We start from the raw sequence: 26,052 nt of genomic DNA, 5'->3' as shown, positions 1-26,052 counted from the left end.
ATAGTGAACAAGTCCTCGGCCTTTTCAAAAAATAGCAGAATGGTGCGAGGTGTCTTTCGTAATGCCTTTTTTCCGAAAGCTGTTCAGAACGTGGAACCCCTAGTAACACGTTTAAAATCTAAACTTGACAGGTTAGCTGAAGCCGATGAAATAACTTTAGCGTTCCCGCAGAACACGCAGTTCCCGATTTCTGCGGCGGGAGACTATGGCGTGAACAGCCCTAATGGTTCGGTGAGGTAACCAGGCGTACTACGGTACGGGTAGCAGGGAGAAGACGACGCACATGGGACTGGTTTCATGTGTAGAAAGCTCTCTGTTGAAGGAATTCAAGCGTTCAAATCGGGTGATACGGTGGGCCCCTCAGGCAAACTCAGTACCATTCAGGACGTCTGCTTTTTCTACAGTACTTCGTGCTGTAGAAAAGGTAGTCTTTCTCTGTCCAATGTTTCCTTATCAAATCTAGTTCATTCAGGTATTTGAAGAACGGTAAGTCAAGGGAATGAATCGTAACCGGTATGATAAAAGGTAGAGAGAAGTAAAGAGGGAAACGGATTGTTGAAACACTAGAGAAGTAAAAGCAGCTGTGTAAATAAAAAGGATGTTTGGTAGGTTGAGGGGCCGAGTCAGATTTGAGAGGGTTGAACGAAATAGAAGGTGTAATGAATACTTGTTATGAAAAGTAGAAATCAAAAGTGCACGGTGAGATATAGATAGGTGCTTTTAAAATGGGGACTTAATCGAGTTACCATAATGATTGTCCCAAACGTCATTTCTAACTCACAGTAATATCTAATCAACAGAACATTTATTATCGACTTAACTTACTGAACATTATGTAGGGCATGGTCTCCTAGATGATTAAGAACCTCAGCTACCCTTCTCCACATAAGCAATGCTTCGTTCTACAAACTCTAAAACTTCATCCGAAATGGGATATAATCCTGTCTCTTCGGCAGGTTGCTTTCTTACCTCCCAGAATTTATCCATCAATTCTTGATCTCCTTCAAATCCTTCATTTGTTAGTTCGATTAACTCAGAAGCAATCCGTGCGCCTTCTTCGGATTCAGGTTTAATAGTGCGTTTTAAACATCTTTCAATTTGTTTCAACAGTGTAATATAGTGTTGGGTCGTTTCGGTGTTGTTGCTTACGTTTGGAAGGGCCTTTTCCAAAAGGTGTTTTTCATCTTCCTGAAAATAATCCACCCATTTCTTTGAGCTCTGTTGTGAATTTTGAACAAGTTGAGTCACCCGTTCCCAAGATAATGATTCTTCTAATTCGATGGAATTAAGTAGTGATGCTGTATTTGAGATACTAGTTTGGATCTTCGAAAGTTCGTCCTGAAGGTAATTGTAGTGAGAGATTAGGATCTGTTTATACGAAAGTCGATCTAGTATGCCGCGAATATCTTCTAACGGAAGTGAAAGTGATTTTAAAATCAATATTTTTTCTAATGTAAACAAATCGTCCTCAGAGTAAAGCCTCTTTCCATGTTCATCTCTAAAACTTGGCGATAGCAGATTGATCTGATCATAATATCGAAGTGTTCGGATGGAGATGTTTCGCTTCTTGGAAGCTTCTCCTGTTGTCCAATAGTTCATTCAAATTCACTCCCACCAAAAAATGTCTTGCAGGTTACGTTACGTCATCCAATATCATGTTGAGTATATCAAACATGGAAAGAGGGATGGCAATTGGAATTAGGTCAATATGATTGGAGAAGGCAAGACCATTGGGGGATGAAAGAATTTATCTTGTTGATGTTTCTGGAATTTGGAGTTGTGATTGGATTGATTAAATTTGTTGTAGGACCGCTTTACTCAAACTGGTTAGATCATGATTTATATGCTGGGATGTTGGTAGGAGTAACGATGGCAATAACCTTACTTCTAGGAGTTTATTTGATTGCGCTTTGGCCAAAAAGGCTTTCTTGGAAAGAAGTAGGAGTAACGAAATTCCATAAGAAAGATTGGAGAATAATTGTTCTTTATTCAATTGTTTTATTACTTAGTGCTATCGCAATTGTAGTCATGACTAGTTTAATAGGAAACACATGGGAAAATAGTAAAACAGAAGCAATGCAGCAAAACAATCATGTTGCGATGATCCTAATGGCTTTTATCTCTGCTGCTGTCATTTCGCCAATTTATGAAGAAATTTTTTACCGTGGCTTTCTATATCGATGGTTACGAACGAGGGTAGGATTTATTGGTGCGATCCTTCTTAGTTCATTTATTTTTACAATCATCCATATTCCAACCTTTAATGCTATGCCGGTGAATTTCTGTAGTGGTATCCTATTCGCTTTAGCTTACGAGAAAACCGGTTCAATCTGGCCACCCGTTATGATTCATGGCATAACGAACGGAATCATGGTTTTGCTGACGAGCTTGGCGTAAAACGATGAAGATAAAGTCTTGGCTCAGAAATAAAACGTAGACGATAGCTCCCAAAAAACGTACGGCCAGCGGCTACTGCCCCTGACCGTTTTTATGTTGAGCGAATTAGCCTACATTTCACTTTCCTCTTTCCCATTCGCATACTTGTAAAGAATTATCCCGATTGTAATGACCATGCCGATGGCTTTGAAAAACGTATAGTCGAAGTCTTCTGTGAAGAAGTCAAAGATGATCGCCCCTAAGAAGAAGATAGCAGCTAGGATGAAAACAATCAGTTTTGCCTTACTCATTTGCACACCACCTTGTTTTTTATCCATTACCCTCTTCAGGTAGAAAAAAACAATATTTGTAAGGAAGTGGCATTTACTCAGTGACTACCTTTTTTCCGTGCCTTTCATTCGATTGATCGAGCAGCATCTTCGTAGTATCTCGGATGAGTGTTGGCAGGACATCGAACGAATAAGGTTTATAGACACGCTCTGTCCATTTGTGCCCGTCCTTCCCATACACGCCCATGTTCACAGACGGAACGTTTAATTCACGAATATCTTTGATTTGAATCGGATACGTTTTTGAGAGCTCAGGAAAGTTCTTCACGAGTGCGTCGATTTCATCATCTGTCTCATGAAGCGATAAGAAACTACCATCTGCAAGGTATGGGAAGAACTTCTTCACTGCGAACGTTTCCCCTGTGCGCTTTGCCGTTTCATCAAGATTTCGTTTCACGACATCAAGCAACAGCTGGTCACGCTCACTTTCACCCAAATAATTGTGGGGTAGGTAAGGAGGACCGAAGAAGATGATCACTCTTGGTTTCTTATCTGGATCAAGCTGTTGAAGTGCTTCGACGATTTTAAAACAAAGCATTCGCGCCTCGAGCTCTTTGTTTTCCTCGATAACTTGGGCAGTCACTGTGTCGACATCTGCGCCTTTTCCCTTCAACTCATCGATAAATGATTCAAGACTCGTAACTTCGATGTGCCAAGAAAGATTTCGAGTCGGAAGTCCCGTCCGCTTGATGAACGCTTGATAGTTCGCTGAAAGCGTTGCTTCGACCTCTATACAAGCATCGACCGTCAGTTCCTCAAGCTTTCTCATCACATCCTTCGCCGTCGCTTCATAAATAAAATAGTTAAAATACAAGTAGCTGCTTTTAGCGGTCTGAACGTTATAGAAATCTTTCGTGTCCTTCTGGTACAAACACGAAGGAGGAAGGATGAGTTCCCCGGGGATATTTTCAGCTAAGTTGATGTTGTTGTTGATTCTTCGATTGATTTCAGCTGAGATCAACGTTGAGTCGATTCCAGATAGAGTGTCACCAACGTGCGTTTCTCTTCCATAAATATAAAAGCTCGGTAAAAGTTTTCCGGCTGAACCGGTATAAATATAGCGATGCGGGTCACCGTCGTATTGAGGCGTCATAAAGTCAGCGTTGATCGCACAAACAAAGTTCAGTCCTTGTCGCTTCAATCGATTTAACTCTGATATCGCAGTCGTGATCCCTTTATGCTGGCTTTCTTCATCAGGATTGCCCATGTAGAGGATGTTTCCATTGAGCTCTTCTTGATGCATTGAAAAATAGAGTAAGTTTACAAGATGCACCGCTACACCGCTCTGCATATCGAGTGCCCCTCGACCAAACAGCCAATCACCAGACTCCGCATCTTTCTTTACGTCTTGATCAAACTGATAGTCTTTGAAAAAGGCCTCTAACGCATCGGATTTCAGCGCATCTTTTTTCAAGCTGCCATAATCATCCGTCCCAACTGTATCGAGATGCCCATGGAACAGTATCGTGTTCTTCGTATCGTTTTGACTTTTAAGGAGTGCGAAGATATTCTTTCTGCCTAGTTTCTGATCGACAACCTGCTCCCAAACAAGGTGAGGGTTCTTTTTAAAATATGGAAAGGATAGCAGCGTATCTTTAATAAAATCGGCAACAGCTGCTTCTCCTGATGTACCGTTGATGCTTTCGATCTCAACCAAAGCCCGAGTGAGCATTTCTACTTGCTGTGGTATCGTTTTATCGACCAATTTATGATACATGAGCTTGTGCCCCCTTACTTCTGTTCATTAATGTAGTTCAAAATTGTACTACAATTTTATTGTAAGGCATTTCTTTCGATTTGAATAGCCTGAATTTTTCAAGCAAGTGCTTGGCTTAGAAGCGTGGGTCGCTTATGCTAGAAGTACCGTATATTTTTAAGTAGAGGGGATCACCTATGACAAAAAAGTCTGCTGAACAAAGGATTGTCGATAAGTTAAAACAGGCTATCTTGAGGAGAGAGCTTGCGCCCGGAACGAAATTAGTGGAAGCAATCATATCGGAAAAGCTGAACGTAAGCAGGACTCCGATCCGTCATGCGTTTCGGAAACTAGAAGAAGAAGGCTACGTGACGCTTGTGCAGAACAAGGGGGCGTATGTGGTACAGCCAGACATAAAGGAGATCATTCAGGCGTTTGAACTGCGGATCGAACTAGAGTGTATCGCAGTAAAGTTTGGACTCGAAAAGGTCACAGATCACGATATCTTAAGATTAAAAGAGACGCTTGAAGAAGAGGTGAGCGTTTATAAAACAGAAGATATCCCAGAATACATCGCGCTTAACAAACGATTCCACATGCTTCTAGCAGACAGGAGCGATAATAAATACATAAGTGAATTTTTGCGTAAGGTGATCGATCAAATCGATATTTACTTGCGAATTTATGATGTCGTCGATACGAAGAGTGAGGAAAAGAACAAAAGTCTGGATGAACATCGGAAGATCATTGAAGCGATCAAGAGCGGAGACGTCGAAGAAGTGCAAATCGCAATTCGCCATCATTTAGAGAGTACGCTCGATACATTGAAGCAAACTGCAGAAGGGTATAAATCGCTCGATCAAATGTTGTAGGAAAGGAAAATGACGATGACGTATACATTTGTTCCAATCACATTGGAATACCTGAAAGAAATTGACGCATGGGACTATGAAGGACGCTTCGAAGACCTCTTTATGAAACCTTACTTTACTTCTTATGAGAAAGACGATGTGCTGATCGGTCCTGGTGGGTGTGATGGGTTCGTGGCTCTTGAAGGGGAAAAAGTTGCTGGACTTTTTGAGTTCACAGTAAGCGGTAATACAGTGGAGATCGGACTTGCTCTTCATCCTCGTCTAGTTGGGAAAGGACTCGCCGTCGATTACGTGAACGAGGGAATTCAGTTCGGCTTAAATTACTATGACTCGAGGATCGACGTGGTTAGGTTAGAAGTGGAGAAAACAAATAAAGCAGCCATACGAGTCTATGAAAAAGCAGGATTTAAGAGAGTGGACGAAACGGATGACGACATTGTCATGAAGAGAGATGTAGAATAACAAAAAATGATTGGAAGGTTCGTTGATTGAATAAGGCAAAGGAATCTAGAAAGTACGTGTTATTTGTCGTCGCATTTTTTATTTTGATCACGATCGATCGGTTTCTGATCGAAGCGAAATGGTTCGATTATCTTTATTATTTCTTTATGCTATCTGTGCTCGCGTTGATCAGCGTCATCCATTTCAAACAGAAAAAATGGGTGTATGCAGGGATCTTTACGATTCTATTATTTTGGTATGTTTATGGGTTTCAATTCATTTAATACAAAGACAAATTCATAGCAGCAAGGGGGAAGTGAACGATGAATGTCAATCGATTTAAGCTATGGCTCGGTGCTGTGATTTTCGCTCTCGTTGCTTTTTTCATCACGAAGCTCGTTTGGAGTACAGTCCCGACAGCGTTCTTACTCGTTTATTTAATGGTTGGGTATCTTGTCATCTTCTTTTTAACGGTCATTATACAAAGTAGGAAAACGTAGCGGATGGGGGATGTGCGGTAGTGAAAAAGTCGTTCTTTTGTTGGGAATCATCTTACTTCTTATAGCGGGGGTTATGTACTTTACCGATGTGGGAGCAGAAAAAGTTTCGTTAAATGTAAATGAAGAAGTTACGGTAGAAGGAATGAGCTCGCTCGATGTCAAAACAACGTCAGCAGACATTGTTTTTCGTTCTACAACAGAGGAGAAGCTTTCTGTAACGTTGGAAGGAACAGTCAAGAAAGATGGCGATAACCAGGAGATCGACGTGACAGAGAAAGATGGAAAGCTTCAAGTTGCGTATGTACCTGACAGTAAGCTTGGAGTTAATCTTGTAAGCAAAAATGTAACGCTCATTATCGAAATACCAGAGAATGCTTTTGAAACGTTGAATGTTCGTTCCACGTCTGGGGATATTGATGGTGAAGCACTGACGACCGATACCGTCATGATCGAGTCGACTTCTGGTTCTCATACGCTTGAAGGATTTACAGCCGCAACCGTTTCGTTAGCAGCTACAAGCGGAAACATAGAACTAGGCGAGAGCACAATCGAAGATCTTTCGATTGAGTCGACGAGCGGAAGTATCGAGGTTGATCGTCTAACTGCAACCACAGGGGAGATCGAGGCAACGTCTGGAGATGTCACGCTCGTAACGGAAGAAGAAAGCGAATCGTTTGAGATCGAAACAACGAGCGGCAGTGTCGAGGTGATTTATTCAAAGCAGCCTACAGATCTTGAGATAACGTTCGATGGAAACTCGGGAGAAGCTGATAGTAGCCTGAAGGGTCTGTTATACAAGGAGAAAGAAGAGAACGAATTTCATGGTGTGATCGGAGAAGCGACGAATAAGCTAGTGGTCGAAACTACGTCAGGAGATTTCTCGGTAAAATAAGTCACTCTGTCCTCTCCATTAAATCGGTTATTTGAAAAAGGGAGCTCGTCAACGTACTGACGAACTCCCTTTTTGTTTTATGAATCCGAATTTGCTGCTCTCGACGCGTAAGGATAGATGGGATCACGTAATGAGAACTCATACGTGTACCCGTCAACGATTCCGACGACTTTATCGCTTTTATAGAGATCGAGCATGAACGCGGCCATTTCTTTTGCTGTGTGATACTGCGGAACAGCTTGTTCATAGCTAAACTCATCGACATCCAACGAGCGTTCGGCAAATTCTGTTTCAGTTGCAGCAGGTGCCAGGACTTTGGCTTTTAGCTTCGCCCCTTTTCCTTCTAGCTCTTGCGCTAACCCTTCTGTAAATGCACTAACGAAGAACTTTGTTGCACAGTACGTCACGGCATCGGCGACAATCGTGTATCCTCCCCCTGACGAGACATTAATCAGCTGTGTTCCTTCTTTATCCGCATTATCGCGAACGTAAAGAGACGACAGAATTGTGAGCGCTTCGTTATTTAAGCGAAGCATCGTTTCGATCTTCGGTAAGTCTTGATCTCCTACAGAATCGAAGTTCCCGAACCCGGCATTGTTGATCCACGTGTCGATTTCATATTCCTTAAGGTTTTCGTAAAGGTTATACACTTGTTCGTTGATCGATAAGTCCGCGACGCGCACGACGACGTCCAATTCTGAATTGATGTCTTGGATTTCCTTTTTTAGTGCTTCTAACTTTTCTTCTCTTCGTGCGACAAGAATAAGATTCTTACCCTCTCCTGCAAACGTTAACGCCGTTTCATAGCCTATCCCTGAGCTTGTTCCAGTAATGACGGTGTATGTCATGTGAATTCCTCCTTTATTTGCTATGAACATAGCGTAACTGTTAAAGTTCACTTTAAGGCAAGCCGTTTGTTTTAAAAAATTGGAGGTTGCTATGTATTCGATAAGTGAAGTTGCAGAAAAGGTCAATATAAAGCCACATACAATACGCTATTATGAGAAAGAAGGAATCATCGAGCCGCTTAGGGATGAAAATGGTGTCAGAGAGTTTGATGACGCCCTTATCAAATGGCTCATGTTTATTAAAAAGTTAAGAGAAACCCAGATGCCGATCACGGACTTAAAGAAATATGCCCTTCTGTTTAAAGAGGGTGATCACACTGCACGAGAGAGGCTCATGCTATTAGAGAATCACCAAAAGAAGATTCAGCATCAGATTGAAACGCTCAAGGCAACAGACGAGATACTCGATGGAAAGATCGCTGCATACAAAAAACATGTCCTAAAGAAAAGTCATCATTGAAAAAAGGGTTCCAACGCTTCATGTAGAAAAGTGATTGGGGTGGGATTGAAAATTTGAAGATGAGGTGATGGCATGGCGTTACAAGTTAATCAAGTTTACTTGAACTTACCTGTTAAAGATCTTGATCGATCGGTATCCTTCTTCAATGAACTAGGCTTTGAATTCAACGCTGAGTATACGGATGATAAAGCAACATGCATGGTGATCAACGAAAACACTTACATCATGCTGCTGGTAGAGGAGTACTTTAAGACCTTTACAAAAAAAGAGGTCGTGAATGCAAAGGATGGAACAGAGGCAATCGTCGCGATATCGGTGAGTAGCCGAGAGGAAGTCGACCGCGTTGTGGAGAAAGCTCTGAATTCTGGAGGAAAAGCGTCCTCAGATCCAGTAGATCACGGGTTTATGTATGCGTCGAGCTTTCAAGACCCTGATGGTCACATCTTTGAAGTGCTGTCGATGGAGCAACCCGCGTAAGTCCTGATACACGAAGCCGCTAGGAATCCCTAGCGGCTTTGTGCTTGTAATTGAGCTAAATAACGTTTCCCTTCTAACGTAATATGAGTGCCAGCTCGTCCTCGTCCTTTGATCACGTATCCGCCTCGTTCGAGATCGTTTAGGCGGAGACGAACTTGTTGTGGAGTGAGTGGGGTGGTGGAACCTTGACTACTCTCGGATAAGTGGTTTCGGCTTGCAGATTTTCCTGCGTCGTTTCTCTCTTTAATTCCTTTTAAAATCATCTCATGTTCGTTTGCTTCCATACTGCTTTCGGGTAGTGTTGAAGGCTCTGTCGAAATTTTTTGCAACCTGTCATGAGGCAGATCGTTCAATGTAATCGTTGAACCGCTTGCGACGACAAGTGCATAATCGATGATGCTTTTTAGCTGGCGGATGTTCCCTGGCCAGTCGTACGTTTGAAATCGCTGAATCACATCATCATCGATCTTCATCCAGTTGCCGCTCTTTGTAACAAAATAATTCATCAGAAGCGTAATATCACTCACACGTTCTCTGAGTGGTGGGATGGAGAGATGAAGGACGTTCAATCGATAAAATAAATCTGACCGAAAAGACCCTTCTGCAATTTTATCCTGAAGGTTTTTATTCGTGGCGGCGATCACCCTGACGTTAACGGGGATGATCTTTCTTCCGCCGATCCTTCTGATTTCTTTCTCCTGGAGTACACGAAGGAGATGAGCTTGAACGGTCGAACTGATATCCCCGATTTCATCAAGAAAGATCGTGCCGTTATCAGCGAGTTCAAACAATCCTTTCTTACCGCCTTTTTTCGCTCCAGTAAACGTTCCTTCCTCGTACCCGAACAGTTCACTTTCAAGCAATGTCTCTGTTAATGCACTACAGTTGATGGCGATGAAAGGACCGTTTTTCCGAAGGGAGTGGCGGTGGATCGCATGAGCGAAAAGTTCTTTCCCGACGCCTGTTTCTCCGTGAATGAGAACGGGGTGTTCTGACATCGAGAGCTTCTTCGCAATCCGTTTGCACTCTGTTAAATGAGGATGCTCCCCTAATATATCTTCGAAGTCGTATTTCGCTACGAATCCTTTCTTATGCTGCTCTCGCTGGGCAGTTTTTTCAATTTCAAACGCCTGGTTTACACTTTTAAACGTTACGACGATGGTGTGCTCACCTTCCATGTGCTGTCTGAAGGCGACAACGTCGACGCCGTTCATCGAAAGGTATTTGTTTTCTTCTGTATCGTGAAGAATGAATTCATACAGTTCTTCATCGACGACGTCCTTTAGTGGTTGGTCGACGACTTCTTTTGCTGAAAGCTGAAAAAGAGCTTCAAGTCGATGGTTGAAAAGGGTGATGCGTTCTTTTCGGTTGATCGCAAGAATCCCATCATCAACTGTATCTACGACGTTTTGATAGTGTTCAGTCGTCCTCGTTGCTTTTTGTTCAGCGAACAGGATCTTTCGATGTAACGTGATCATACTGCGAATGTAGCGCTCAGAGACTTTAGAGGAAATCACGTCATCAAGATCGAAGTGATCGATCATCTTAAGGATGGTGGCCATATCGAAGGGCCTGACGCCGATGTCGATCACCGTATCGATGTAGGCGGGGCATAGGTGCGTTTCCCCAGGCGATATGGCGATCGTGATATCGTCATAAAACATTTTTCCTTTTTTATAAGGGATGAATTTGATGTGGTTGATGCCAAGCTGGTAGAGAGATTCGATCACGTCGACCGTCGTTTGATCGTCGTCATTGACCATAAGGACGGTTTCGCCATCCGGGAGGGTCAACAGTTCTTCGATGTAATCGTGACGAATCGTTCTGTTGCCAACGACGATTTTTGGACTTTGAATTGTTGAGAGAGCTTCCGCTTCCAGCTTAGCGGCTTCAGAAGAATACAGTATGATCTTATCAGACCATTCGAGCGGGAGCCCCTCATCGACTGCGAACGATGTGACAGAGATATAATCTCCAAGCAGCTGGTCAAGCTGCTCTCGTAATACTTCCTTTGTTCGACTACTCCCAGCAATGAGCGTAAGGGTAGGCTGACTCATATAGAACACCTTCTTTTTCTTATTGGTTCTATTGTATCACCAATTAGTAACAAATGAACCCGATAGGAAGGTGATGTTTCGTGATTTTTCTGACGATTACGGAAGATCAAAACTTGGCATGAAACTTGCATTGTATATAGTAAGCAGTCTAAAACCAATAGTAGTAACGGAAGGAAGGGGAAACATGAAGAAAGAAAAGAAAGAGATTAAAATGCCTCATACGTTTGTTATTGTCTTTTTTGTCGTATTGGCAGCGGCGGTTCTTACGTATTTCATCCCAAAGGGAACGTTTGAAACAAAAGATGTTACCTACGTACACCAGGGGCAGGAGCAAACGAAGACCGTACTTATTCCTGATAGCTTTTCTTATGTAAAGGACGATGAAGGTAACGCTGTACGTGAAGGTGTGAGTCTGTTTGAGCCTTTTGGTGAAGCAGGGTTTCTAAACTATGTATTTGAAGGTCTCGTATCAGGGAGTAAGTGGGGATCGGCTGTCGGAGTCGTCGCCTTTATCCTGATTATCGGTGGTGCCTTCGGGATCATCATGCGAACGAAAGCGATCGATCAGGGAATTCTCTCGATCATCGATAAAACAAAAGGGCGAGAAGTATTGATCATCCCTCTTATGTTCGTCTTGTTCTCACTAGGCGGCGCGATTTTTGGAATGGGAGAAGAGGCGATCGCCTTCGCGATGATCCTGATCCCACTTGTTGTTGCGCTCGGATATGATGCGATCACAGGTGTCATGATTACATACGTTGCGACGCAGATAGGATTCGCAACATCGTGGATGAACCCGTTCGGCGTTGCGATCGCGCAGGGTGTTTCAGGAATACCTGTATTGTCAGGTGCACCGTTCAGAATCGTGATGTGGATCGTCTTCACACTTGTAGGCGTTCTCTACACGATGTGGTACGCGAACCGCATCCGAAAGGACCCATCGAAGTCCCTTTCAACAGAATCGAATCAGTACTTTAAAGATTACAATAAAAATCAAGAACTGGACTCTCGTTTCAGCCTCGGTCATGGACTTGTTGTGATCACGTTGTTTGCTGGGGTTGGCTGGATCATCTGGGGTGTTATTAAAGATGCTTACTACATTCCAGAAATCGCAACACAGTTTTTTACGATTGGTCTTGTTGCCGGAATTATCGGCGTCATCTTCAAACTGAACAACATGACGGTCAATGATATCGCAGAAGGATTCACAGATGGAGCGAAAGACTTGCTTCCTGCCGCGCTCGTCGTTGGGATGGCGAAGGGAATCGTCATCATCCTTGGAGGCGACGCAGCGGGAGAACCATCCGTTCTGAACACGCTTCTTTACAGTGCTGGGAACGTTGTGGACGATTTCCCTCAGGCTGTTTCAGCATGGTTTATGTTCCTGTTTCAGTCTATCTTTAATTTCTTCGTTGTATCTGGCTCAGGACAAGCTGCACTCACGATGCCACTCATGGCTCCGCTCGCAGATATCGCTGGTGTAACGAGACAGGTTGCCGTTCTTGCATTCCAGCTCGGAGACGGATTAACGAACATCATCGTTCCAACGTCAGCAGCCCTTATGGGAACACTTGGTGCTGCGAGAATGGACTGGGGAACATGGTTTAAATTCATCATCAAGTTTCAACTCGTGCTGTTTGCGCTAGCATCCATTTTTGTCATCACAGCGTCACTCATGAATTTTCAGTAATAGCTTGGAGGATCGTACATGTTTACTATCATAAGAAATGCAGAAATCTACAATCCTAATCATCTAGGGAAAAAAGATGTGCTGATCGCGTTCAGTAAGATCGCGATGATCGGTGAAGGCATCGAGCTTCCTGAAGACATTCCACACAACGTGATTGAAGCAGATGGCAAGCTCCTTTTCCCAGGCTTCATCGATTCACACGTCCACATCATGGGCGGAGGTGGAGAAGGAAGCTACCGCACGCGAACACCAGAACTCACGCTTAGTCAAGCGACGTCTTCAGGCGTCACCACATTGATCGGTGTGATCGGAACGGATGGCACGACGAGAACGATGCCAAATCTTATCGCGAAAGCAAGAGGGTTAGAGGAGGAAGGAATCACCTGCTACGTTCATACGGGGAGCTATCAAGTTCCGGTTAAAACGTTAACAGGTAAAATCGAAGATGACCTCATCTTGATCGACCGCGTGATCGGAGCAGGAGAGATTGCGATCAGCGACCATCGCTCATCACAGCCAACAGTGGAGGAAATGGCGAAGATTGCGTCAGCAGCACGCATTGGTGGTATGCTTTCTGGTAAGGCTGGCATCGTGAATATCCACGTAGGAGATTCCCCTACGAAACTAGCACTTCTTGAAGAAGTGGTAGAAACAACGGATATTCCGATCAAAACGTTCCACCCGACGCATATCAATCGAACGGAAGAGCTATTTCGTTCAGGACTAGACTATGCGAAAAAAGGGGGATACATCGATTTCACAACGAGCACCATCCCGCAATTTTTAGAAGAGGGAGAAGTAAAGTGCAGCACTGGGTTAAAACGTGCGTTAGAAGCAGGTGTACCTGTGGAACAGATCACGTTCACTTCAGATGGTCAGGCAAGCCTGCCAGCGTTTGATGCAAACGGAGAATTCGAAGGGTTGCAGATCGGCACGGTTGCATCTCTCTACAAAGAGGTGCGAGATGCGATCGTGGAAGATGGCGTACCAATCTCTGACGCTATCAAAGTGATTACGAAGAATCCTGCTTCCCTTCTAAGATTGAAGGATAAGGGCGAAATTGCGGTCGAGAAGGATGCTGACCTAGTTCTTGTGAACAAAGATTTTGAAGTCGATACCGTGTTCGCAAAGGGACAGCTGATGGTAGAAAACAAAGAAGTCCTCGTGAAGGGGACGTTCGAATAAAACAAGGTACCGCACAACAACCTGTGCGGTGCCTTTTTTATTGGTCGTTATTGGGTGTCGAGAACAACCAGATTAGAAAACGGTACATTGAAAAAGTCCAATATAGCAGGTTTTTCCACTTGGCACGGAACTTGCATAATAGTCTGATAATAGAAGAAGGGAGAGAGTGTCATGAGTAGATGGAAACGAACGACTGCTTTATTAGCAGCCGCCTTTTTAGGAATCTTTTTAGTTGTACAGGGGATTCAGAAGCCTGAGCCAGAAGTGAGTGCTTCCGGTGGAGGCGAAGAAGGAGCGCTTGTGATCGTTGGAGGTGCGCTTAGCCCGGACAATGAAGAAGTGTACAACAAGTTCCTCGCGCTAGCTCAAGCGAAAAGAGGCGTTGAAAAGGAAGTCCTTAAAATCGGTATCCTGCCAACGGCAAGCTCAAGTCCGATCGAGAGTGCAACCTCTTATAAGAAAGATTTTGTGACGTACGGTGCAACGGAAGGAAATATCGACATTCTTCCGATCGCGGTGAACGATGACCGCTCAACAGAAGAAGACGAATCGCAGTGGATCGATAACGGATCAGATGAGGAACTTGCAGAACAGGTGGAACAGTACGATGCGATCTGGTTCGTAGGAGGAAATCAACTTCACTATACGACGACGCTTCTTAAAAATGACGAAGAAACGCCGGTCCTTGAGGCGATCAAAGACATCCGTGAAGAAGGAGCGGTCCTCGGTGGATCGAGCGCTGGTGCTGCAATCATGAGTGATCCGATGATCGGAGCAGGCTCTAGCCTTGGTGCGTTAAGCGACGGTGTGACGGATCGTGATAACTACGGTGACCCTGAGGATAATCGTGTCTTCTTAACAGAAGGGCTAGGATTCTTTGAAGAAGGGATCGTTGATCAGCATTTCGTAAAACGTGGCCGATTTGGTCGATTGATGGTTGCGGCATGGGAATCTAATCATGAAATGGCGTACGGAATCGATGAGAACAGCGCGATGGTCGTTTACCCTGAACGTGAAACGATTGAAGTGGTTGGTGAAAGTGGACTCGTCATCGTCGACCTCGCTGACGCAAAGAAGACGAAAGACTATCCTACTGCGATGAAAGATGTAAAGATCAGCTATATTGAAAAGGGAGACCGCTACAACTGGGAGTCGAAAACCTATGAGATTACAGAGGACAAGCCTTTGATTACCGATCCTTATTATCAGCCAAATCCTGCGAACACAGGGATCTTTGGTGAAGATGCGCTAAAGCAGGTGTTAACCTATGATCTTATCGATAATACTGCAACGACAGCCATCGGATTAGCAATCGATCTATCGGATGAGGACCGTGGTGAAGGCTTTAAGCTAACGTTTCAAGAAACGAAGGACACGAAGGGCTACTGGGGTAAAATTGACGGCGTCGAATCGTACGCTGCAGTAAATGTAAGCCTCGACCTTGCCCCGATGAAAGTGAAGTTGAAAGTAGATAAGATAAAAGAAAAGAAGATGGAGGAATTTGAGTAACGGCGAAGGAAGCTGTCGATAGAATAGTTGCTTCGACAACGTTGCCACTAGTAGTTTACTAGTACCTAAATGTGCAGGTTACCTTTCAAAACCTTAACGCTTCAATTTTAATATGGACATGATCATTAGAAGCTTTTCCTAACTGGAAGAGCTTCTTTTTATTGGAAAAAACGATGTCATGTAATTCTATTTCAGTCATAACGTTATTACGTAGAAGTTTAACTTTTTCTAAATTTTTACTTCCGGATTGGGCAGTCGTGCGTATAGTAAAAAAGATTGAAACCCATTGGAGGTGTTCGCGTGCCGTTTCCTAATAACAATCAGTTTACGCCGATATTGGTGAATGGAGAGGTTTATGCAGATTTAATTAAAGATATGAGTCCCTCTCAGACTGATATCGTGGGGGATGAGAGCAATCCCTCGTTTTACTACGCCTATGATACGATCAATGTCTATTTTCGCATGAGGCTTAGAGCGGATCCACGTAACCGGTCAAAAACGTCGTTTAAACGAAATGCATGGGGAGTGCTGCTCAATACATCGGGAGTAGCTGGAACATACGATTGGATGCTTGCAGTAAATGGATTGAAAAATCGCGTGAATTTAATTCAAAACGTAGACAAAGAATTTAACTCATGGAAAGACTCAGCCGAAGGAACGAATGGAAAAGGGGAGCCGAATTTTCAACGACAGATTATTAACTTTGATGTAGCGAGGGTAGTACAGGCGGATACGACATTTGGAAATTCACAGAACTACTTTATTGATTTTCTAATCCCAGCTTCCACTTTTTTCTCTTATCTAGACATCAAGCCAGCAGACCCGATCCAAATGGTGGCTTTTACTGCTACAAACAACAACAACTACAACAAAGATTCATTACGCAGGAAAGAAGACTATGAATTCAAGGATGCTCTTTCTGATCCAACGACGGTGAACGATGCGAATGTAAAAGCGAACCTGCAAATCACTAAGACGATGATTTCAGGTCCTACTGAACCAGTTGCTGGGCAGAACTATGAGTGGACTGGTAGAATCACGCTAACGAATATAGGTAAAAGTCAGGCGACAATCTTAAACGTCGTCGATGTGGTAGCCCTCGATGTTGTATCAGTCTTTGAAGCAACTTCTGTTTCGCAAGGATCAACTGCCTATAACGAAGGAAACAAAACGCTCACATGGACGGTTGGAGATCTTGAAGCAGGTGAGAGTGCAACCTTAGATTTTATAGAGAACGGACTGTTTTATACATCCGGAAACCAGGTTTTGAATGTCGCAACAGGCATAGGCTTTGATTTGTTTACAGGTCAGGAGCTGGCGATTGTTCGGTCACCGGTTACCGTCGATGTTCAGGCAACGGGTGGCGTCGCTGGAAACGTGCTCAATCAAGTGAACGGACTTCCGGAAGAGAACGTGACGGTGCGCTTGCTTTCCGGTGCAACGGAAATAGCCACAACGCAAACCGATGTGTTTGGGGATTACAATTTTACGAATATCCCGGCAGATACGTATACGCTCGAATTTTCAAAGGCTGATTTCGACGATGTTACAAGGGTTGTAGAGGTCACAGCAGGAAACGTTTCGATCGTGAACCTATTTATTGAACCTTTGTTAGGGGACATTGCCGGGACCATTACGGCTGGAGGTTCTCCGATCGATGGAGCTAGGGTTGCGATTTCAAATAATATCGGGCAAGAAATTCTTTCGGCGACTACGAATGCTGCTGGTGAATACACACTGAACAACCTTCAGCCAGGTCACTATGCCATGACCGTAACGGCCGATGGTTATCAATCACAGTCGATCGGTAAAGACGTCATTTCGAACGGTACATCTACTGAGAACTTTGTTTTGGTTCCAAATCCAGGAACAGTGGAAGGGCTCGTTAGGAGTAATGGTTCGCCTATTGCTAATGCCACAGTAGATATTATTGGTTCGACCGGACTCACTGTTGCATCAGCAACGACCGATGCAGCTGGTCGATGCGTTATTAATAGATTGGCTCCTGGCACTTACCGCTTCAGGGCAAAAGCAAATTCCTATCAGACTTTTAACGTTGGTTTTTCAGTACTTGCCGGTCAAACGGTCGATGTGGAAATCGATCTTAGTCCTAACCCTGGCTCAGTCGAAGGACGTGTAAAAGATGAAGATGATGATACTGATTTAGCAGGGTGTAACATCAAGATTACGAATTCGTTCGGATTAACGATTGCAAATGCAATCACAGATGTACTCGGGCGTTTCAGTGTTGGATCACTCGCTCCAGGAAACTATGTCTGTACATTTGCTTCTGACGGGCACGGTTCTAAGAACTTCGGCTTCTATGTAAGACCTGGTCAAACAGCTAATTTAGACTGTTTCCTCAGGAGAAGAACCGGAGTCCTTGAAGGGATTGTTGAATCAGATGGAACTCCGATAGGCGGGGCAAAAGTCGATGTAGTTGAAAACAATGTCGTTGTTGCAAAGACTGTTACAAACGATGATGGTACGTATAAAATCAGAGGTCTTTCACCTGGAAGGTATACGTGTATTTTTACAGCTGATGGCTATTCTACAGAGACACTTGGAGCGCTTATAAAAAACAACCGTACGTTTACTCTTAATGCAGAGCTCAAACAACTTCTTGGCTCCTTAACAGGAATAGTGACAACAGATGGTGGTGTGCCGCTAGCTGGAGCTGTCATCCTTGTCAATAATTCAGATTCGGATGTACTCGTCTCAAGACGCGTAACGAATTCGAATGGAAACTACTCAGTTAGCGATCTCAATCCCGGCAGTTACTCAATTACAGCCTCATTTCCAAACTATCAATCGTTATTAGGCGGGGCGATCATTACTTCTGGAAATGAATCAGAGCTTAATTTTTCATTAACACCTAATCCATCCACCATCGTCGGAACGATTATCAATGAAGAGACGGGCGACCGTATTACAGGTGAATCGATCCAGATGCAACTGATCGATTCGAATGGTGTGCTGCTGTCCACAACGTTCTCAACGAATGAAGGGGAATTTACGTTTGAGAATGTGCTCGTTAATACGTATACGATCAACGCGAATACGGATGCCTACCGCAGTTCTTATGCAAGCGTGAAGACAGAGCCAGGTCAAACGGTGACAACAAGCGTAGGGCTTGTCCCATTACCTGGGTTTATTACCGGTACGTTACGTGATGCGGACACGAATTTGCCGATTGCCGGTGCAACGATCAACATCAGCAATGCACTAGGGTTTCAAGTAGATTCATTGATTACGAGTGGAGACGGAGAGTTTTTTACAGTAGGGCTGCCTGCAGGAATTTATACGATGGCTGTTGTCGCTCAAGGATATGAAACGGCATTGATCGGAGAGATTGTACCGTGGGGCTTTACGAAGAGCATCGATATCGAATTAAAAGCAAATCCAGGTTCGATCATCGGAACCGTTACGCCTGTGGCTGAAAATTTAATCGTTCAGCTATATTCGCTCGATAACCAGCTCGTCAATGCAACGGCAGCTGATCCAACAGGTGCGTATCAATTTGAAAACTTGGCGCCTGGTAACTATATTTTAAAAGCGGCAGCGCCGAATTACTCGGTTGCTTGTACAGGTGCATTCGTTGAATCAGATATTGTATCAAACGTTCCTATGACGATAAAACCAAATCCTGGTTCAATAAGCGGAAACATCGTGAATGATCAAGGTACGACATTAGCGAACGTGACCATATCGCTGCTCGATGAAAATGAAACGCCAATCGCATATGGAAATACGGACGTAGATGGGAACTATTTTATCAGCAACGTGCCACCAGGAAGTTATGCGCTCATCGCAAAGCTCATGATGCACACGACGACATCAGGAACAGTATCCGTTGAAGCAGGGCAAGAGGTGCAAAACATCGATTTTGTCATGGCGAGGGTGCTCGGGACGATTTCAGGCGGGGTTTCTGATTTTCAAACAGGCGAAGTCATCACAGGAGCTTCAGTTCTTCTTAGAAACAGTCTCGGAATACTCATCAAGTACACCACAAGTGATCAGTTCGGAAAGTTTCTGTATCGAAACATTGGTCCAGATTCTTATACGATTACGTGTTCGGCACCGAATTATTCTACTGAGATTACAGGAGTTATCGTTCCGCCTGGAGAAACGACGGGTGCGAATGTCAGACTGAAAACAACGGTTGGAGATATTCGGGGGCAGGTTGTTGATGAAAACGGTGATCCAATCAGTGGCGATAACATCCAACTAAAGTTACTCGGTGCAAACAAAGAGCTGCTGCAAGCGCTGTTGGCAAATTCAGATGGATCGTTCGTTATCCCAAGTTTATCTGAGGGAACATACTTTGTTACCGCAACATTAGTTGGTTATACGGCTAACCTTGTGTCTACGATCATCACTGCAGGTGAAGTAAGCAACGCAACCGTTCAGCTTTCGCCGATTCTTGCAACGATTGCCGGGAATGTCGTCGATGCGAATACAGGTGCTCCGATCACGGGAACCGCTGTTTTTCTATCGCTCACAAAGAGCACGGGCGTTTTTGTGTCGAGTATCTATCCGAGTGAGAATGGTGTGTATCTATTTGATTCTGTATTGCCTGGCTCCTATTTATTGAACGTGAATGCAGAGGGATATGGGAATGAAGTCATCACGGTTACCGTCCCGCTTGAAGGTGTTGAACTGGATATCGCCCTACAGCAGAACCCTGGCGCAGTGACGGGGTATGTGACGAACCAGCTTACGAGCGAACCATTAAATAATGCCGTCGTTACAGTCAGTAATTTTGGAAAAACGTTAGAGACGAAAGTTGTAACAGATAGCTTTGGACAATTTACGTTCCCGAATTTATCCCCTGGTTCTTACCGTGCAACTGTGGCTGCTGAAGAATTTTCAAGTCAGACTGCTACGTTTGAGGTTTTACCTGATCAAACAACATCTCTCAGTTTTATTCTAACCCCTGAGCCAGGTGATTTGATCGGAACGGTGACAGATATTGAAACGGGAAATCCGATTCCTGGTGTGAATATTCAAGTGCGCTTCTTAACACCGCTCGGTCCTGTGTTTGCGACCACATTGACAGATGAAGCAGGCGTGTATCAGACACCAGGACTTTTCGCAGGAACGTATACGGTGATCGCTTTTGCAGATAGTGGCTACGGTTCTTCAACTGCATCGGTTAAAGTACCTGCTAATGGATCAAGAACTGTGGATTTTGAGCTTGAACCGTTCCCAGCGATTGCAGAAGGTACGATTCGTGATGAAACGACCGGTGATCCAGTTGCGAATGTCTTTGTCAGGTTATTGGATATCCACGGTAGTTCGATTCAAACGGTCAACTCAGATATGAATGGCTTTTATCGATTTACAAACTTTACTGCGGGTCAGTATCTGATTTCGGCGATTTCACCAGATTACCAGCGCGTTCAAATCTCGATCAATCCGCTTCCGGGTGAAACGGTAGTCAGTGACATCTTTTTCACACCTGAGCCAGGTGGGATCTCTGGAATTATCCTCGATGCAGAAACGGATGCTCCATTGGTGGGAGCACAGGTGGAAGTATACTCTCCAGGATCAACCGTTCCAGTAGCACGACGTACCGCTGGCGCGAGTGGAGACTTTTTGATTACAGGCGTGTTTCCAGGTTCCTTTACAATCAGCGCGTACACGCTAAATTATAGTCAGGAAATTAAAGGAATCACAGTTGAAGCGAATGAAACGACGAATTTAGAATTCCGTCTGGTCCCTGATCCGGTTACGATTTCAGGGTCTGTTGTGGATGATACTGGTCAGCCGCTTGGTAACGTAAGCGTTCGAATTATCGATGAGTATGAAGTAGAGGTAGGTAATGGAATATCAGATATCGATGGGAACTTCTCCATTGGTAGTTTGCCGGCAGGTTCCTTTACAGTCATTGCTGGTATCGATGACTATGCTGATTTTACAACAGGGGTATCTGTTCTTCCTGGAGATGAATATAGCGATCTGAATGTTGTCATGGTTCCTCTTGGTGGAACGTTTGCAGGTAGTGTCGTTAATGCAACTACAGGTGAGGGTATCCCTGGCGTTTTGATTTCTGTAGGTACACCTGAGGGAATTCCGATTATTTCTACGAACTCGGATACGACCGGTGACTTTGTATCACCGCTTTTACGGCCAGGTATGTACACCGTCATCGCAAGCTCACCGTACTTCGTTCAAGATCAAACAGGTGTCATCATCGTCTCAAATCAATCGGCCGACGTACAGTTTTCACTTGAAGAAGTCGGAGGCACCATCTTTGGGACCGTTGTTGGAGTGGACGGCGATCCGATCGAAAATACCTCGATTGCCATCAGAGTGTTAAACGACAACGGTGCACTGCTGCAGACGCTCCAAGCTTTATCGGATGGAACGTTTGAAGTCCTGAACCTTCCTTCTGGATCATATCGTATCAATGTGATCGCGGATCGCTATCAAGCAGCTACAGTTGGTGCGATCGTAGAGAATGGAGAGATCACCGAGCTAACGGTTCCACTTTCACTGGCAGGAGGTTCAATTCAAGGAACGATTACCGACACAGGGGGTGCGCCTTTACCAGGTAGTTTCGTTGAACTTACAGATGTTAATGGTGTTCTTGTTGCCACGATCACAAGTGATCAGAACGGAGAATTCTTCTTTACAGATATTAAAGTAGGGCAGCTTAATGTAAAAGCAACTGCTCCAGACTACGGCGCTTCTACGATCGGAGTAATCGTTGAACCTGCTGAAACGTCGACCGTTCAGCTTGCGCTATCAGAAATAACCGGTACGATTTCTGGTGTTGTAACCGATACAGATGGGGCACCGATTAGCAATGCGACGGTCAACGTGACAGATGGGACCAATACGACGGTTGCAACCGTTATTACAAATAGTGATGGATCCTACTCGATTCCACAGCTTGACCCTGGTGATTATGTTGTAACGGCTAGTGAGAGCAGTTCAGGGACTAATGTTGTGACGGGTATCGTTACACCTGATGGAGAGACCATTGTCGATATTACTTTGATTCCAACAGGTGCTGTTATTCAAGGAACCATCTTAGATACAAGTGGAGAAGTCGTAGTCGGTGCAACGGTTGAACTGAGATCAGTCAGTCCGTTCGGTCCTGTTGTGAGTACCGTTTTAACAGATAGTGACGGTAATTACGATTTCGGTACAATATCGAACGGAACGTATACGCTCGTGGTGTCTGCTGAAAATTACGGAACTGAAAGTGGCTCAGTTCTTATCGTCGATGGTGTTCCAACGATTCAGCAGTTTGCACTTACACCGGATCCTTCTAGTGTAGAAGGCGTTGTCACGACTGACGGTGTACCAGCTCCGAATTCCGTTGTCAAACTGTTAGATATAACAGATACGAATCTCTTTGAAGTGCAAACGGACGCAGAAGGTCGCTACCTTATTCAAAATATTAACCCTGGCATCTATACTCTTGTCGTGAACAATGCTGATTATCAATCAGAAAAGCAAGGGTTCACGATAGGAGCGGGAGAGTCGACCACCGTTGATTTTGATCTCGTCCCACTTCCAAGTTCCATTACTGGGAGAGTCCTGAATGCACAAACAAATTTCCCGGTAAGTGGTGCAATCGTTCAAATCATTTACGGTGATAGTGTCCAGCCATCAGCACGAGCGGTGACAGATCCTGCTGGAGAATATACGGTAACAGGAATCGCTCCAGGCGCGTATACGATCATAATCACTTCACCAAACTTCGATACGTTCACAGCTGGTGCTACGGTCACAGCAAATCAAACAACAACGATCGATGGCTTCCTGACGCCGGATCCAGGGGTTGTGACGGGAAGCGTGTCAGGACCAGACGGAGCAGTAGCAGGTGCTTCTGTAAAAGTCGTCGCCCCGAACGGCAGCGTTATTGGATCAGGTGTGACGGATGCGAACGGCACGTGTTCGATTGGAAATCTGCCGGAGGGAATTTATGTTGTTTCCTGTACTGCTCCTGACCATGAAAATGCGAAGCAGGGTGTAGCGATTTCACCAGGAGAAGTCGTGACGGTGTCGTTTGAACTTGGAGCAAACAATGGATCGATCGATGGAATCGTAACGGATGCAGATGGTAATCCTCAACCTGGAACCGTTGTGAATGTCGTGTCGCCTGATGGAACAATTGTGGATTCCGTTGTAACAGATGAAGAAGGATTTTATACCATTCAAAATCTCGAGCCTAAGACCTATCAAATCATTGTTGATAAGCCTAATCAACCAACGACATCAGTAGGGGGAATTGTAGAACCGAATGACACCACAACATCTGATGTTCAAACACCTCCAACGTTTGGAAGGATTACCGGAACGATCACGAATGCTGATGGCGATCTGCTCACAAACAGAACGATTTTTATCAGATTATTTGACCAGAACGATGCCTTGATTACGTCCGTTCAAGCTCAAACTGATGGGACATATACAATTCCAGATATAGCAGAAGGAAACTATTTCCTTACAGCTACAACGAAAGGGTATAGTCCAGGAAGCTTTGCGGTCATAGTAGAAGCAGGTGAAGAAAGCACGCTCGATGTAGCTCTAAGTCCACAAGGCGGCGGATTAACGATTGTTGTTGTAGATGAGGTGACGAGTACGCCAGTAACAGGTGTTGTGGCAAGTGTGAAAAATGAAACAGGTATACCGATCACATCTGGTGTCACTGACCAGGAAGGGAAAGCTGTTGTTGAAGATTTAGAACCAGGGACAGTGATTGTTTCAGCTGCCGCACCAAATTATACGAATTCCTCGCAGGGAGCGATCATTGAGCCAGGTGTTACAAAAGAGGCCACCTTGGTTATTTCTCCTGAAACCGGTGATTTGGCAGGTGTTATTACTGATGCGAACGGTAATCCGATCGCTGGTGCGACTATTCAAATCCTTGATTCCAAACGTTCGGTCATCACGACAGTCTTGACGCAGAGCAATGGAGCGTATAAGGTGTTCGACCTTGCGCTAGGCATCTATACGATGCTCGTGAACAGTCCAGGATATGAACAGCAGTCGTTAAGTGCAGATATTTCTTCAGGTGAAACGACCGCGACGAGTATCTCGCTTCCGTCCGTACCAGGATCCGTGAAGGGTGTTGTCACAGATTCAGAAACAGGTGCGCTTTTATCGAGGACGAACGTGGAGCTGCGTCTAATTAGCTCCTCAGGTCCAGTCATCGCATCCACGTTGACGGATTCACAAGGCATGTATGTACTTCCAGACATTGAAGTGGGCAACTATACGGTCGTTGCGAGCAGTCGCTTCTACGGTGACGATGCTGATGCAGTATCTGTTGAGTCTGGTGAAACCACGTTTGCGGATCTTCAGCTTTCCGTAACAAAAGCAAGTGTGGTAGGCCGCGTGACAGGAGAGGGTACGGAACCTTTAGCGAATACGCTCGTTCGAATATCTGATCAAAATAAAGTTGTTGTAGCAGAAGTTCAGACGGATGCTGACGGGAACTTCCAGTATGAAGGCTTAAACCCTGGAGAGTACAACATCTCAACGATCAACCCAGATTATCGAGCGAACGTCGTATCGTTCCAGGCTGAACCTGACGCCCCGACTGTCGTGAACAGTGCACTCGTAGCGATTCCAAGTCGATTTACAGGACTCGTTACAGATGCTGAAACAGGTCTTCCGATCGTAGGTGCGATCGTTGAAGTGTTCGATCTCATCAATCGCCCGGTTGCGGTTGCGCTAACAAACATCAACGGAAGATACACCATCACAGGACTAAGTGATGAAACGTATGCACTACGAGCATCAGCGCAAGGGTATGGCTCTGAAGGAAGGCAGTCCACGTTGTTTGTGAACGATACGAATGTAGAGAATTTTGCGCTTGGAAAGGCTGCAGCTTCCATTTCAGGAACGGTACGATCAGCTACGACGAAGGAGCCGATTACTGAAGCGACCATCAGTGTTTTCGATGAAGAAGGTGTGCTTGTTGGAGACACATTCACTGATGAGAATGGTGCGTATACGATTGGGAACCTTAGCGCAGGAACCTTTTCGGTCGCAGCCGATGCGATCGATTATCTAGAAGATCGGCAGGTAGTGGTGCTAGCAGCTGGTGAAGAGCGTCAAGGAGTTGATTTTGCACTTCGCCCTGGTGAGGACGGAGGAATCGCTGGCCGGGTAACTGACCGAGGAACAGGTGTACCGATCGATGGTGTGTTGATCAGACTTTATAATGAAGATGGGACGCTGGTTCGAGAAGTGAGAACGAACGAAGAAGGTGTTTATTCACTTTCTGGTCTTCCTGTTGGCCTGTATGAAGTCAGGGCGACGAGTGCAGGATATGAACCGTTCAGCACGACCGTTCGCGTTCGTCCGAATGAGGAAGTCCTCCTTGAAATCAGCTTGGTCTCAACGTCACCAGTGCCGCCACCGGTTCGTGACGAGTATTATATTACGACGAATCGAGGAGAGTTCTTACGATTAGATGGAGGGATGGTTCCAACGCTGTTCAGGATGGAGAGCATCAATGAATCAAGAGGATGTGGAACGTTCTCGTATGTAAGTGAAACGGGAGCGAGGAGAACGATCACGCTCGATCTGTCTTCGATCACGATTAGTCCAGTAAGAGAATAAGCATTAAGCTAGCCCAGGGACGTTTGTTCCTGGGCTTTTTCATTTTTATAACGAAATACGGCCCTCGTTTTATAAGCAAAAAAGTTGTATGCTACAGGATAGAGATTCTTTA

Annotated in this window: 17 protein-coding genes; 12 read left to right on the top strand and 5 right to left on the bottom strand. The window is 44.7% G+C overall.

Going from position 1 to position 26,052, the window contains the following annotated elements:
• Positions 1–867: 867 nt before the first annotated feature.
• Complete coding sequence (locus ACXAEY_RS16080; RefSeq protein ID WP_474813333.1) at positions 868–1,599, bottom strand: MerR family transcriptional regulator; 732 nt, start codon at positions 1,597–1,599, stop codon at positions 868–870.
• Between the two features lie 93 nt (positions 1,600–1,692).
• On the opposite strand from ACXAEY_RS16080, the gene ACXAEY_RS16075 reads away from it, so the two are divergent.
• Positions 1,693–2,397, top strand: coding sequence for a lysostaphin resistance A-like protein (locus ACXAEY_RS16075; RefSeq protein WP_474813332.1), 705 nt, complete (start codon positions 1,693–1,695; stop codon positions 2,395–2,397).
• A 110-nt stretch (positions 2,398–2,507) separates the two neighbouring features.
• On the opposite strand, the gene ACXAEY_RS16070 is transcribed toward ACXAEY_RS16075, so the two are convergent.
• A complete protein-coding gene (locus ACXAEY_RS16070) occupies positions 2,508–2,687 on the bottom strand; it encodes a hypothetical protein (protein WP_474813330.1) in 180 nt (59 codons plus the stop codon).
• A 73-nt stretch (positions 2,688–2,760) separates the two neighbouring features.
• Positions 2,761–4,443 (bottom strand): M20/M25/M40 family metallo-hydrolase, encoded by a 1,683-nt coding sequence (locus tag ACXAEY_RS16065; RefSeq protein ID WP_474813328.1) that lies wholly within the window; start codon positions 4,441–4,443, stop codon positions 2,761–2,763.
• Positions 4,444–4,619: 176 nt separating this feature from the next.
• Here ACXAEY_RS16065 and ACXAEY_RS16060 point away from each other — a divergent pair, with 176 nt between their 5' ends.
• From ACXAEY_RS16060 to ACXAEY_RS16040, 5 genes are read left to right on the top strand one after another with little or no spacing between them, the layout of a single operon-like run.
• Positions 4,620–5,294, top strand: a complete 675-nt coding sequence (locus tag ACXAEY_RS16060) for a GntR family transcriptional regulator (RefSeq protein WP_474813327.1) — start codon at positions 4,620–4,622, stop codon at positions 5,292–5,294.
• Between the two features lie 15 nt (positions 5,295–5,309).
• The gene (locus ACXAEY_RS16055) at positions 5,310–5,756 is read left to right on the top strand and encodes a GNAT family N-acetyltransferase (protein WP_474813325.1); all 447 of its coding nucleotides are present in this window, start codon (positions 5,310–5,312) and stop codon (positions 5,754–5,756) included.
• Positions 5,757–5,782: 26 nt separating this feature from the next.
• Positions 5,783–6,019, top strand: a complete 237-nt coding sequence (locus ACXAEY_RS16050) for a hypothetical protein (RefSeq protein ID WP_270181040.1) — start codon at positions 5,783–5,785, stop codon at positions 6,017–6,019.
• Positions 6,020–6,058: 39 nt separating this feature from the next.
• Positions 6,059–6,235, top strand: a complete 177-nt coding sequence (locus tag ACXAEY_RS16045; RefSeq protein WP_270181041.1) for a hypothetical protein — start codon at positions 6,059–6,061, stop codon at positions 6,233–6,235.
• Positions 6,236–6,245: 10 nt separating this feature from the next.
• On the top strand, positions 6,246–7,127 hold the full coding sequence (locus tag ACXAEY_RS16040) for a DUF4097 family beta strand repeat-containing protein (protein ID WP_474813322.1): 882 nt from the start codon (positions 6,246–6,248) through the stop codon (positions 7,125–7,127).
• 77 nt (positions 7,128–7,204) lie between these two features.
• Here ACXAEY_RS16040 and ACXAEY_RS16035 read toward each other — a convergent pair whose 3' ends face one another.
• On the bottom strand, positions 7,205–7,975 hold the full coding sequence (locus ACXAEY_RS16035; protein WP_474813320.1) for an SDR family NAD(P)-dependent oxidoreductase: 771 nt from the start codon (positions 7,973–7,975) through the stop codon (positions 7,205–7,207).
• Between the two features lie 91 nt (positions 7,976–8,066).
• Between ACXAEY_RS16035 and ACXAEY_RS16030 the strand changes: the two genes are divergently transcribed.
• Together ACXAEY_RS16030 and ACXAEY_RS16025 are read left to right on the top strand one after the other, a co-directional pair.
• Positions 8,067–8,435 carry a MerR family transcriptional regulator gene (locus ACXAEY_RS16030; protein WP_474813318.1) on the top strand — a complete coding sequence of 123 codons (369 nt, stop codon included), beginning with the start codon at positions 8,067–8,069 and terminating at the stop codon, positions 8,433–8,435.
• Between the two features lie 72 nt (positions 8,436–8,507).
• A complete protein-coding gene (locus ACXAEY_RS16025) occupies positions 8,508–8,912 on the top strand; it encodes a VOC family protein (protein ID WP_474813316.1) in 405 nt (134 codons plus the stop codon).
• Positions 8,913–8,941: 29 nt separating this feature from the next.
• Here ACXAEY_RS16025 and ACXAEY_RS16020 read toward each other — a convergent pair whose 3' ends face one another.
• Positions 8,942–10,969 (bottom strand): sigma-54 interaction domain-containing protein, encoded by a 2,028-nt coding sequence (locus ACXAEY_RS16020; RefSeq protein ID WP_474813314.1) that lies wholly within the window; start codon positions 10,967–10,969, stop codon positions 8,942–8,944.
• 184 nt (positions 10,970–11,153) lie between these two features.
• On the opposite strand from ACXAEY_RS16020, the gene yfcC reads away from it, so the two are divergent.
• From yfcC to ACXAEY_RS16000, 4 genes are all read left to right on the top strand, one after another.
• On the top strand, positions 11,154–12,659 hold the full coding sequence (gene yfcC, locus ACXAEY_RS16015) for a putative basic amino acid antiporter YfcC (protein ID WP_474813312.1): 1,506 nt from the start codon (positions 11,154–11,156) through the stop codon (positions 12,657–12,659).
• 18 nt (positions 12,660–12,677) lie between these two features.
• Positions 12,678–13,844: a beta-aspartyl-peptidase gene (gene iadA, locus ACXAEY_RS16010; protein WP_474813310.1), complete on the top strand. Its 1,167-nt coding sequence runs from the start codon at positions 12,678–12,680 to the stop codon at positions 13,842–13,844.
• 171 nt (positions 13,845–14,015) lie between these two features.
• Positions 14,016–15,353, top strand: coding sequence for a cyanophycinase (locus ACXAEY_RS16005; protein WP_474813308.1), 1,338 nt, complete (start codon positions 14,016–14,018; stop codon positions 15,351–15,353).
• A 300-nt stretch (positions 15,354–15,653) separates the two neighbouring features.
• Entirely contained in the window at positions 15,654–25,940 is a 10,287-nt protein-coding gene (locus ACXAEY_RS16000) for a carboxypeptidase regulatory-like domain-containing protein (RefSeq protein WP_474813307.1), read from the top strand.
• Positions 25,941–26,052 lie beyond the last annotated feature (112 nt).

It is taken from the genome of Anaerobacillus sp. ABA4_114 (assembly GCF_056159065.1).
The sequence above is the reverse complement of the archived record's forward strand: the minus strand, read 5'-3'. Positions and strand labels throughout refer to the sequence as shown.